Below are 13,185 nucleotides of genomic sequence, written 5' to 3'. Positions count from 1 at the left end.
AGGTCGGGTCAGTACTATCAATATTTATATAGTATTAGCTATTCATCACAACGGTTGTGCCTTATAGAACAACGTGTAACTACTATATTAGTAGGCTAATATTCACTTTTTTATAGGTTTATATAAAGACAACTGGCATAGCCATTGCACCGCGTTTAGGGTCTAAACCGATAAGTTCTTTAAACTTAACTTGTTACCTTTATTTAAAAATAATCCCAAAGTTAGCCCTTTAAGGAAGCTACCTATGTCATCATCAAGCCCCGCTACCCCTACCAAAGATAAGCTGAATGTCTTATCGTTTGCGGGTAAAAATAAAATCCTTCACTTAGGTTGGATGGCATTTTTTCTCACCTTTTTTGTATGGTTCAACCATGCGCCGTTCCTATCAGCGATTGGCGAGACCCTTAATCTAACCAAAGATCAAGTCAAAACCTTACTCATTCTAAACGTCGCACTGACCATTCCGGCTCGCGTCATCATCGGGATGCTCACTGACCGCTTCGGTCCGCGCATTGTTTATACCGCAATCTTGTCGATTGGTGCGATTCCCTGTTTTACCTTTGCGTTCGCTCAAGATTACAACACTTTAGCCTTATCCCGTTTCTTATTAGGCTTTGTAGGTGCAGGCTTCGTGGTCGGTATTCGCTTGATGAGTGATTGGTTTCCGACCAATGAGCTAGGGACTGCCGAGGGTATTTATGGCGGCTGGGGCAACTTCGGTTCAGCAGCAGCGGCACTATTACTACCTACCGTCGCTATCATTGCAGCAGCTATATTCGGTGGTGATGAAGGCTGGCGTTATGCGACAGCGATGTCGGGTGTCGTAATGGCGCTTTATAGTATTATTTTTTATAGAATGGCACGTAACACCCCTAAAGGCGCAACTTACTTTAAGCCTAAGAAGTCTGGCGCGATGATGGTGACCTCATCAGGGGATTTTTGGCTGATGATGGCATTCAAATTGCCAATGTACTTGGCGTTGGCACTGTTAGCATGGAAATTATCGCCATCAGGTGTCAGCTTGATTAGCCAATCGAGTGTTACGTTGGTCTACATTGGCCTAGCGCTCTTGTATGTCTACGAGTTCGTTAGCAGCTACCGCTTTAATAAAGAGGTGTTTACCACGCCTGTGCCTGAAGCGCATCGTTATGATTTCAAGCAAGTCGGTATTTTGAATATTTTATACTTTGCTACTTTTGGCTCAGAGCTTGCGGTTGTCTCTATGTTGCCACTGTTTTATCAAGAGACCTTTAGTTTATCGATTGTCATGGCAGGTGTATTGGCATCTAGCTATGCCTTTATGAATCTAATGTCACGTCCTGGTGGCGGCTGGTTAAGTGATAAATTCGGTCGTAAAATTACTTTGTTAATTCTAACGGCAGGTCTAGCCGTCGGTTATGTATTAATGGGCTTTCTTGATTCAACATGGCCATTAGCTTTAGCATTATTAATTACTATGTTTTGCTCGTTTTTTGTCCAAGCAGGCGAAGGTGCGGTCTTTGCTGTGATTCCATTGATTAAGCGCAGTATGACGGGACAGTTTGCAGGTATGACAGGGGCATATGGTAACGTCGGTTCCGTCGTTTATCTTACGGTGCTGAGTCTCGTCTCTTATCAAGTGTTTTTCTTTGTCATTGCCGCAACAGCAGTTGTTGGGTTCTTTGCTTTATTTTTACTCAAAGAGCCAGAAGGCGTCATTATCGAAGAGATGCCAGATGGCACGTTTGCTGAGATTCAAGTGAGTCATAAATAACGCCAAAGAACTAAAAAACCAAATAGGAATGACTTTGAATACTACTCAAAAAGCCAGTCAAAAAGCCAGTCAAAGTGCTAATGAGCAAGACACTCATAATAATCAGCCAGACGATTGCACTGTGAGTGCTCAAATAAGCACTGATGCTGAATCTAGCACTGAGTCTGGCGGTCAGTCATTCTTACTTTCATCACCAAAATTGTCATCTACAACATCCAATCACTCTAAGGCAGATCATGCCTTGTGGTGGCTTGATTTTTGTACGATGAAAGGGCGTAAAGCACAAAACCAAGATAGTCTTTTGATAACCACTTGTTTGCCGTATCATTTTTTAGATAAAACATTAGATAGCACGAACGAGTCCAACTATTTTGAAGCGATAACAACACCTCCTGCGCCCTTGCTAGTGCTTATGGCAGATGGGGTAAGCGCTTGTCAGTTTCCAAAGCAAGCCAGTCAACTGGTTATTAATACCGTCGCTGACAAGATCACGTTAGCCTTGTCAAAATTGGCCCGAATACAATATGAGTCGCCAGAGCGCTCTGATACTGACAATCAAAAACAGAAACAGACCCAAATCAATAACAAGAATCATCAAGCTTTAATAACGGGCTTTGACGACGATCAAATCGCTAGTCTCATCAAGATCGCGGTCAATAAGGCTAATGATACCCTGTGCATCCCGCAAGCCTATCAGCGCGTACCGCCTCTGTTGTCCACGCTATCAGGGTTGCTATGTATTGGCGATCGTATTCATCTGTTTCATACGGGGGATTCACGTATTTACCGTATCGGGATAGATAGTTTGACGGTACTGAGTGAAGATCATCGTATCCATCGCGGTCAAGACAAAGGAGCGCTTTCTGCGGCGATTGGGGCAGATACGCAATTGGATCTGCAGCAGTCGGTGTTTACGCTACATCAAGACGAATCTTTAGCCATTATGACTGATGGCGTGTATGAGCATATCGATGCCACCGAGCTACAGTTTGAGCTGTGTGCCGCAGCTACCAGCATGTTTGAATCAGTCGCTGCCGAGCATAAGTTACCCATTGGGTTTAACGCCAGTCAGACTATCTGCGAACATGCTTTTGCTGAGGGTAGTCATGACAACTTGAGCATGATGATGCTTAGCATGGATGCAGCGCCACGCCAATCTAGTCAAGCACGTGCTTTGGGTAGCTCAGATCATTTGGATAGCCCAGACCAAAGTAATAGCGATAGCGATATGCCTCGTTATCGGCTACCGACAGGCTTAGAAGTCGGTGATAGTATCGACGGGTTTACGGTGATGACTATTATCGCGCGTACGGCTCGCAGTGATGTGTATTTGGTACAAGATGAGCACAAAAACGACTTTGTTTTAAAGTCGCCTAGCCTTGATACTATCGATGATGGTCATTATTTGCGTGATTTCTTGAAAGAGCGCAAGATTGGCCTTAGTCTCTCAAAACATCGACGCGCAGGCGAGTCCGCTTTTAATCAAGCCGATCCTAATCGGTTACACGCGGCAGCCCCAAACGGTAGCAGCCCCCAAAGTCAAAGTATAGGTTCTGGACTCAGTGCATCAGGACTGCTGCGTTACTATCCTGTACCTGCCAGCACCACCTATTTGTATCATCTAACGGAATATATTGAGGGCGAGAGCTTACGCGATTTTATTGAACGTAATGCGCCGTGTGATGTCTGGCAAACCTATGATCTACTCACCAAGATCGGTATGGCGGTGCGCGTGATGCACCGCCATTACCTGCTGCATCAAGACATCAAACCTGAAAACGTGCTCTTAACCCAAGCAGGCGCGGTCAAGCTGATTGACTTTGGCTCGGCAAGCTCATCCATTCTAAAAGACAGTACGCGCCCGCCTAATGGCGACTTGCACTACGCTGCACCAGAGTATTACACCGATGCACCAAAAGGTGTGCATTCAGATCTTTTTTCAATCGCGGTGATCGGCTATGAGCTGCTGACAGGACAGCTACCATTTGGCACGCAAGATCTGATGAATCCGCAGCACGCTCTAGTGATGCCCGCCCAGCCGCTACGCCAAAATAATATACCCGCTATCAGTCAGCAGGCACTTATGCGGGCGCTACACTCCAATACCAATGCGCGTTATCAAGCCATCGGTGAGTTCTTACAAGACTTCAACCCTGATAATAGGGCAAACAGTCGTGACCCTGAACCGCTTATTCAGCGCAATCCATTACTGGTATGGCATAGCATTTGCTTTATACAGTTTGTCGTCATTGTCTTATTGTTGTGGGCTTATCTGGCATAAGTGCCTACGCTCAAAACATACATTATCAATGACAGATCACTATTTATTTTACGCTGCACCACGCGGCTAAGGATACTCTCTATGTCGCTTCATAAATCAAACACAGGCGCACCATACGATAGTCATTTAACAGACACTTGTGTCTCTCAAACAGCTGATAATGACAGCCCTAATGATAACGCTGGTATTGTCATCATTGGGGCTGGTATGGCAGGCAGCCGTTTTGCTATTGAGCTGGCACGGGCGCAGCAGCTAAATGATGCTGACGCCCATCCAACAATTACCTTGATTAGTAAAGAGAGCCACGTGGGCTACAACCGCATTATGTTATCGCCTGTACTGGCAGGAGATACCGCGTTTGATGATACTTATTTATATGACCAATCAGACTACGAGCAGTTGGGTATTAGGGTGCTGGCTGGGGTTAGCGTGGATACGATAGATACCAATCAGCAGTGTATTGAGCTTGATAACGGGCAGACGCTACACTATACCAAAGTAGTGATCGCTACAGGATCAACGGCTCGCGTGATACCGTTTCCCAATCATAAGGCTAAAGGGGTACATGTCTTTCGAGATTCTATGGATGTCAGCACATTGACTGAATACGCTCGTCAAGGCAAAACGGGACTCGTGATTGGCGGCGGGGTATTAGGACTGGAGGCGGCGTGTGCTCTAGCAGGACAAGGGGCGAGCATGACGGTCATTCATGTGGACGCTTACGTACTCAACACCCAGCTGGATCTACCTGCCGCAGAGTTGCTACAAGCTGAGCTGAGTCGCCGCAACGTTGGGCTTGAGGTGTCTGCCAATACCGAAGCGATTGTCATCAATGAGACCGGCGAGGTGTGCGGATTATCTCTAAAAGACGGGCGCACCTTAGCTGCTGATTTTATTGTCATGGCAGTCGGCGTGATGCCTAATACGGCGCTAGCCAAAGACAGCGGTCTTGAGGTTAATCGCGGTATTATCGTTGACAACTGTATGCATACCAGTTGCCCGCATGTCTATGCAATCGGCGAGTGTGTGGAGCTTGATGGCGAGCTGTTTGGGATGGTCGCGCCCGTCAATCAGCAAGTCGATACACTCGTGACCGTGCTAAGAGATACCGTCATACCAGATCCTGCTATTGTATCGAATGCACCCTCACAAGAGCACTGGCAACCCTTCGTCAGCAAACCTTTATCATTAAAATTAAAAGTATCTGGCGTGGCAGCATTCTCAGCGGGTGAAATCGCCTTTGACGATAGCACGGCTGAGCACATCGATACTTTGGTTTATCGTCAGCCTGCCCTCAACCACTATCACTGTCTCTACCTAAGAGATAATAAGATCGTCGGCGCAGTGCTATACGGTGACGTCAATGAAGGTAGCTTCTATAGTCAGCTAATTATGGATAATGTCGATATCACTCCTATAAAAGATAACTTGCTTTTTGGCGCGGCTTATTGCGATTTGGAAAACTTAAATTTAAGCACTACGCAAAAGAGTACGACAAGTGATGATAAAAACAATAGCAAAGTATGTGATCTAGTAGAGGAAGCCTCATGAATGATACCCTCATCGAAAAACCCCTAGAAATCCTTAAAGATACTCAAAATATGACAAGCCAAGTTATTGCGACACAGGACATAAGCGCGACTCAGACGAATCCGCTAGAGGCTTTGAATGAAAATTTAGCAACGACTATTCGCACCACATGTCCTTATTGCGGTGTTGGTTGCGGAGTCTTAGCTCGTGTCGATACAACGGGTCATATCAGTGTAACAGGCGATCCTGAGCATCCTGCCAACTTTGGTAAACTGTGCTCAAAAGGTAGTGCGCTCGCGCAAACCTTGGGCGCCGCGCGCCGATTGACCCAGCCTTACTATCAAAACAAGCTAGCAGCTATAGAGCAGCAGCAGCCGATGCTAATAGAGCCATTAGAGATACCTTCTGACAATAGCGCTGTAGAGGTGTCAGCTACCAAACCGCGCATTACAAATACCGACTGGGATACTGTGTTAGGAGATATCGCTCATCGCCTGAACGACACCATCGACAAACACGGCCCAGATAGCATCATGCTGTATGTTTCAGGGCAGCTATTGACCGAAGACTACTATGTGGCCAATAAATTCGTTAAAGGCTTTATTGGGAATAATAATATCGATTCCAACTCTCGACTGTGTATGTCATCAGCGGTGGCAGGGCACAAACGGGCATTTGGCGCAGACTTAGTACCGGGCAATTATGAGGATTTGGAGGCTTGTGACTTATTGGTGCTCGTCGGCTCAAACATGGCGTGGTGTCATCCTATTTTGTTTGGACGCTTTTTAGCCGCCAAAAAAGCCGATCCTAATAAAAAGCTCATCGTCATTGACCCGCGCCGTACCGACTCCTGTGAATTTGCCGATTTGCACTTGCCGATTGCTGCTGGCACGGACACCCATTTATACAATGGTCTATTGCATTATCTAGCGCAGCAAGGGTGCCAAGATGACGAATACGTCGAACAAAGCTTAGGTATAGCTGACGCTTTGAGCGCGGCTAACCCATGGAGTATTGATAAGGTGGCGAGCGCTTGCCAAGTGCCTGCCGAGAGTATTCGCCAGTTTTATGATTCGGTTGCGACTACTGATAAAACAGTGACCGCCTTTAGTATGGGCGTGAATCAATCCAAAAGTGGCACTGATAAAGTCAACGCTATCATCAATACGCATCTATTCACTGGTCGCGTGGGTAAAGTCGGCGCCAGTCCGTTTTCGCTCACAGGTCAGCCTAATGCCATGGGCGGACGAGAAGTTGGGGCGCTTGCGAATTTATTGGCGGCGCACTTAGACTTGGATAATGCCGATCATCGGCAACTGGTCGCTGACTTTTGGCAGTCGCCTCAGGCTATCACTCCAAAAGTTGGTGTCAAAGCTTGTGATGCTGCGGATGCGATCTTGGATGGTCGTATCAAAGCCATTTGGATCATGGCGACCAATCCTGTGGTCAGCTTGCCAGAGGCGGATAAGTTCCGAAAAGCGCTCGCGCACTGCGATTTGGTCATAGTGTCTGACTGCTCAGTGGACAGTGATACGGTGCACTGCGCAGATATCGTCTTGCCCGCGCAAGGATGGGGCGAAAAATCTGGTACCGTCACCAACTCTGAGCGACGTATCTCTCGTCAGCGCCCTTTGATGCCTGCGACAGGGGTTGCAAAACCTGACTGGTGGATACTGTCACAAGTCGCCACACGCATGGGGTTTTCAGGGTTTAACTATCAAGATCCTAGCGAGATATTCAATGAGCATGTGGCATTGACAGCTTATCGCAATGACGGCTATCAAGAACAAGGTACAAGCGCTACTGTATCTACTAATAATCAACCTCGTTTTCTTAACCTTGCGAACGATTTGACCGCATTTACTACCGATATAAAAGAGAGTAATCAACCTAGTCATACAGCCCCGATGGGTGCGCTGAGCGTTAAGGACTATGATGAGTTGCTGCCCTTTCAATGGGGTGGCACGCGTATCTCGATGATTAATACCGCAGATGATTCAACCGATAATTCCTCTGAACAAACTAACTCTTGCACTAAAGCTCAACTGATAGCGATTACGCCCGCTGATGATGCCAGTCTACCTAATTTGCATCAGCTTAGAGAGCCGCGCAACCAGCGCTATAAAGAGGATTATAATAGTGTAAATCAGCAACCGCTCAATCAGCCTGCTATTGATTTACGCCTCATCACTGGCAGACTACGTGATCAGTGGCATACGATGACGCGTACTGGCCTTGCCCCGCAGCTCAATCAACACCAATCCGTACCAACCGTCACCATACATCCTGATGATGCACAGCGATTAAATTTATCGAATGATGATTTTGTACAGCTCTACCGCAAGTATGACAATAGCGTGCCAGCTACTAACAATGCCAATAACGATGCGACTGCTGCGACTGATAAGGCATCTTTTGCTAATGAGGCAGCAACCAGTCAAGTGCTGGTACAAGTGTCGATTAGTGATGCGATGCGCGCGGGCGATGCCTTTATGCCGATGCACTGGAGCAATGCTTTTGCCAGCTTTGCTCGTATGGGTACACTGGTACCAACCGTAGTGGACCCGCATTCAGGACAGCCTGAGCTCAAAAACTCCGCCATTAGTATCATCCCAGTGCCGATGCAAGCTTTTGGCAAGATTTTGGTGCATCCTGACTGGCAAGACGCCGTTATAGTGCAGCTACGTACTATTTTGGCTAGTTTTGATGCCCAATTTAATCAGCCTTTATCAAGTCAGCCTCCCGCACTCACTTGGAATCTAAGCCATCAAACCAACAGCGTGTTGTTTCATATTGCAAGCCCGATGGCTCAGAGTAGCGACATACTATGCGACCCCGAATTTTGGCAGCAGTTTGTAGCGTCTATGCAAATGCCTTCTAACTCATTATCAAAATCATCACTTAATCCATCATCAAACGCACTGCCACAAGCAGGGATCAACACCGCATTTACGATTGATAAATCGCACAATCAATTGCGCTTTATTGTGACTCAATCGGACTACAGTACAGCAGTAGATCAGTCTGCCACAGACAGCATGGCGACTGAGGTTGATCCGTCTGAGCAACTCATGATGGCTGTGTATCTAGCACCAATACCACAGTCATTGCCTAGCGTCCATTGGCTTGATAGCTGTTTTGCTGATACTACTCAGATACCGAAAGAGCAGCGCTATAAATGGCTATTAGCAGGGCGTCCTGCCAGCGGTTATATCGATCCCGGTAAGCTAGTCTGCTCGTGTATGGCGGTTGGAGAGAATATCATTATTAATGCGATTACCAAACATGATTGCACGAGTGCTGTAGCGGTTGGCAAACAGTGCCGAGCAGGTACCAATTGCGGCTCTTGTGTCGGTCAGATTAATGAATTGATTGCGCAACACGCGCCGCTTGCAGAGACTTAAACAAGTACATGGCACATCGCTTGCAGCTTATAGCGAGCTATCATTCAAAGGTAGTCACCGCTTAAACGACTTGTATCGAATCGTCTAACGGATAAATGTCTACTTTTCTATATTTATGCTGTTTTTAGGAGCTATCGCCATGACCCATTCCTCTGAATTTATGCCAAGCCATACCACTTATGATTTAACGAATCAAAGTTGTGCGCAAAATGCCAAGTCATCCGATAGACGCAGCCGCACAAGTACAGGCATAGTCTATTTGGTAGGTGCAGGCGCAGGTGATCCTGAGCTATTGACGCTCAAAGCATTGCGAGTGATGCAGCGTGCTGATGTCGTGCTCTATGACAGCTTAGTATCGCAAGATATCCTGGATATGTGCGCGATAACAGCCGAAAAAATATTCGTCGGTAAACGCCGTGCCAATCATGCGCTGCCGCAAGAGAACATCAATGAGCTCCTCGTAAAACATGCGCAGGCAGGCAAAACAGTGGTCAGACTAAAGGGCGGTGATCCTTTTATCTTTGGGCGCGGCGGCGAAGAGCTTCAAGAAGTCGTGCGTCATGGTATCTACTTTGAGTCAATCCCTGGGGTGACCGCAGCGAGTGCAGCGTCTAATCGAGCAGGTATTCCCTTGACGCATCGCGATCATGCGCAGTCCGTCAAGTTTGTGACCGCTTGCAAAAAGCTTGGCGCGCCCAACGATGACTATGCCGAACTGCTCGATACCACGCAGACAGTTGTGTTCTATATGGGATTACATCGATTGGAGGAGATGACACAAGGGCTTATAGAGGCAGGACGCGCTAGTGATACGCCATTTGCGGTTATCAGTCATGCCAGCTTACCCACACAGCAAGTGCTCATCGGCACACTTGATAGTATTGCTGATCAGCAAGCGACTGCGAACCTACCAACACCTGCATTACTGATTATGGGCGATGTGGTCAGCTTGCATAGCGAATTTGCAGATTATAACCTTGGGGGGTTGGGTAAAAAGGTGTTTTCTAATGTTGAAAAATCGATGACGACTAAAGGAGTGGTATCCGGTTTTGAAAGTGCTGTTTTATAGAATACCTATTATAAAACTTATGATGTATAGATAAACGGTGTTTCATTTTACGAAGTAAAATTGAGAGAAAAGCATGACATTAACATTAACTGTTGGTATTTTACTCTTTAACGAAGAGAGCATCACAAACTCTGTGTAACTGCCATTTAGATTAAATGCTTACTAATACGGTCATCAAACATAGCCATAAAACGATTAAGAGCAGCCGTCTAGTTACGAACCGGCTTTGACCACTTTCTGAAGGCCTATTGGGTTGATAGATAGACCACCTTGAATGCTGCTTGATCAAATGAGAATATTTTACGCTTTTCTGGCTTTTCATGCTTGGAGTAGCCTGACCCTTGCTGTCAATCCCGTAGAATCAAACTTGGGAGATTTTAGTTACGCAGCTTGACGATAATGATCAAACCACACCTGTCTTGGCGATTTATAGCCCAAGCCCTTTTGAATCCTAGTCTGGTTGTAATATAGCTCGATATATCTAATGATATCGGTAATGGCAGCAAATCTGGTCTCATAGTCTTAATGATATACCAGCTCATTCTTCAACACGCCCCAAAAGCTTTTTATTGGTGCATTGCCATAGCAATTACCTTTGCCACTCATTGAGCCTGTAAACAGATGCTGTTTAATGATCTTGTGGTAGGCATGGCTACATACTGACTGCCTCTATCAGAATGCACAATTAGCCCTTGGCTTGGACGTCTGTTCTTGATGGCCATGTTCAATGCCTTACAGACTAAATCTGCGGTCATGCGCTTATTTGTGGCGTAGCCAACCAGCTCTTTAGTATATAAGTCCTTGACCCCTGCTAAATACAGCCAGCCTTCATGGATCCAGATATAGGTGATGTCACTGACCCAAGACTCATTAGGACGCTTAGCATCAAACTGCTGATCCAACACGTTTGGATAAACCATTTTATTATGGTTTGAGTCCGTAGTGACTTTAAAGCGTTTGTGGCGACGACATTTGATATCATACTCTTCTTTGATGCGTCGAACCATGTACAAGCTAATGTCATGGCCTTGCTCAGTCAGCTTTGCATGCAGTCGCTCGTAACCGTAGTGCTCTTTAGTTTCACTGTGAGTAGCTCTGACAAGTAGTTCACAATAGTTACGATATATCTGCTGGTCGCTGATGTCACGACCCAGCCAGTCATAGTAGCTAGAACGCTCAATCCTTAATACACGGCACATAGAGACGATACTAAAGACCTGTCTATTAGTTTTTATAAAGGCGTACTTCGCTAACTGTTTTTCGCAAAGTACGCCGTCGCCTTTTTTAGGATCTCTCGTTCCTCTTCGGCTACTTTAAGCTGTCGTTTGAGCTGCTTTATTTCCTGAAGAGCCGTCATAAGATCAGGATCATATTGAGCTGTTCCTGCAAGTTTGCCTTGATTGGCTTTATTATTCCAATTAGATAAGGTCTGCATGGCGATGCCAAGCTGCTTTGCAGTCGCTGAAATATTGCCATTATTATCTGATATCTTTTTGACAGCTTCGGCTTTGAATTCTTCACTATAGGTTCTAATTTTCTTGACCATGATAAACTCCGATTAATACGCTTAGTTTAACAAGTTTATCTCTACGGTTTCTTCAGCATAGCTCAACCTTATCAAGCAAGGTTTAAATATAATTGATGGTTATAGCAAGAATCCTGATGGACAATGTCAAGAAGACAGCTTCTTTGCTTATCCAGTTGACAAAAATACTAGCTTAAGTTTGTATCATCTTTTAAAAAAGAATGCTGTGGTTTGTATTATCCCAGACGGTCTGCCTGAGCTTTTATTTAACCCAGACTTTGTTTAAAAAACATAAAGTTAGAGTAGATGTCGAAAGTGCTATTCTGAAAGAAAGGAAAAATAGTGAGAAGGCACAATTTAGGTACATACATTTTCTGATGACGTCTTCTGAGAATGCGAAAGTAGAAGGTTTTAATCGATATATAGTCTCTATTTCCGCTACAGCACATGTGTTACGGACAAAAAAGCCTCCTATTTTTCGAGAATTGTATTTAAGAATTTCAAAAAAACAAGTATTAAAATAAATTTAAGAGGCCGTCATTAAGGTGGTTGGGTTATGTGAGCCAATACAAGATTTTATCAAAGTATGTACGTAGCTGGCATTATATTTATATCAAATTTATAGAGGTTTAATACAAGATCAAAAATGGTGACAGCTAACATCACTTATTATAGATTTCTTAACTGCTCGATTAACCAACGATGTATACCACTGTCGCTGGTACGTGGATGCCATGCCGCGATGACTTTAAAAGTGGGCGGTAATGCTTCAACCTCAAGCTCTTTGACTTTGCTGTTCGGCAATAGCCGCGAAGGATAAAACGCAATCATATCGGTCGTGTGCAAAATATCTGGTACGGCTGAAAAGCTAGGCACCGACATCACAATATTGCGTTTAAGGCCTCTTGTAGCAAACCATTGATCATGAGAGCCGCGTAAATTAGCACGCGAGGGTGACACGACCAGCTGCGCGTGTGCGGCCACTTGCGCCAGTGTTAATGCCTCTGTTGCAAAGGTATTTTCACAGCCCGTAATGCATGAATGCTGCTCTTCAAACAGAGTGACATACGATAAGTTATCTGGGATGAATTCGGGAAAGGTAATCAATAAATCAAGCTCGCCTGCTGCAATCAGCTGATTGATATTGTCTGAGGCAAAATCACGGACGATCAGCTTCAGATCTGGCGCGTCGCGTCGCGTAATATTAAACAATTGCGGTAATAGTGCCTGCGTCGCATAGTCAGTCGCACTAATCGTAAAGATGCCCTTGTAGGTTTGCGGCATAAAGACCTCTGGCTCTAACAAATCCTCCAACTCTTTTAAGATATGGTCAAGAGGTTGCTGCATCGATAGCGCCTTTGGCGTTGCCACCATGCTATTCCCTTGACGAATAAACAAGCGATCATCAAACACCTCACGTAACTTACGCAGCTGCTCACTGATGGCTTGTTGGGTTAGTCCCATTTTGCGTGCGACTTGCGAGAGGTTTTTTAGATCAAGCAGGGCTTGTAATACTCTAAGTTGCTTAATATCGAGCCGATTCATTCCATTCATCATGCATACCATTAATAGTTGTATCTTAAACAATAAGTGGTTGTTTCTAATTGTACCCTCAAAACGCTA

The 13,185-nt window shown here is 45.5% G+C and carries 6 protein-coding genes and 1 pseudogene; 5 read left to right on the top strand and 2 right to left on the bottom strand.

What is annotated here, in order from left to right:
- The first annotated feature begins 244 nt into the window (after positions 1-244).
- The 5 genes from Q9G97_RS10150 (at position 245) to cobA (ending at position 10,037) form a co-directional block, all read left to right on the top strand.
- Entirely contained in the window at positions 245-1,753 is a 1,509-nt protein-coding gene (locus tag Q9G97_RS10150; RefSeq protein ID WP_305898718.1) for a NarK family nitrate/nitrite MFS transporter, read from the top strand.
- Between the two features lie 265 nt (positions 1,754-2,018).
- Positions 2,019-4,034 carry a bifunctional protein-serine/threonine kinase/phosphatase gene (locus Q9G97_RS10145; RefSeq protein ID WP_305900320.1) on the top strand — a complete coding sequence of 672 codons (2,016 nt, stop codon included), beginning with the start codon at positions 2,019-2,021 and terminating at the stop codon, positions 4,032-4,034.
- An 81-nt stretch (positions 4,035-4,115) separates the two neighbouring features.
- Positions 4,116-5,585: an NAD(P)/FAD-dependent oxidoreductase gene (locus Q9G97_RS10140; protein ID WP_305898717.1), complete on the top strand. Its 1,470-nt coding sequence runs from the start codon at positions 4,116-4,118 to the stop codon at positions 5,583-5,585.
- Positions 5,582-8,968 (top strand): nitrate reductase, encoded by a 3,387-nt coding sequence (locus Q9G97_RS10135; RefSeq protein WP_305898716.1) that lies wholly within the window; start codon positions 5,582-5,584, stop codon positions 8,966-8,968. The genes Q9G97_RS10140 and Q9G97_RS10135 overlap by 4 nt, the downstream gene beginning before the upstream one ends.
- A gap of 139 nt (positions 8,969-9,107) precedes the next feature.
- Positions 9,108-10,037, top strand: coding sequence for a uroporphyrinogen-III C-methyltransferase (cobA, locus tag Q9G97_RS10130; protein ID WP_305898715.1), 930 nt, complete (start codon positions 9,108-9,110; stop codon positions 10,035-10,037).
- Between the two features lie 381 nt (positions 10,038-10,418).
- Here the strand turns inward: cobA and Q9G97_RS10125 are convergent.
- Together Q9G97_RS10125 and Q9G97_RS10120 are read right to left on the bottom strand one after the other, a co-directional pair.
- Positions 10,419-11,583: pseudogene (locus Q9G97_RS10125) on the bottom strand (IS3 family transposase).
- Positions 11,584-12,231: 648 nt separating this feature from the next.
- Positions 12,232-13,116 (bottom strand): LysR family transcriptional regulator, encoded by an 885-nt coding sequence (locus tag Q9G97_RS10120; protein ID WP_305898714.1) that lies wholly within the window; start codon positions 13,114-13,116, stop codon positions 12,232-12,234.
- Positions 13,117-13,185: the final 69 nt, after the last annotated feature.

The sequence above is a fragment of the Psychrobacter sp. M13 genome, from assembly GCF_030718935.1.
In the GTDB taxonomy this organism is placed as follows: domain Bacteria; phylum Pseudomonadota; class Gammaproteobacteria; order Pseudomonadales; family Moraxellaceae; genus Psychrobacter; species Psychrobacter immobilis_G.
This window is presented reverse-complemented; position numbering and strand designations above follow the sequence as displayed.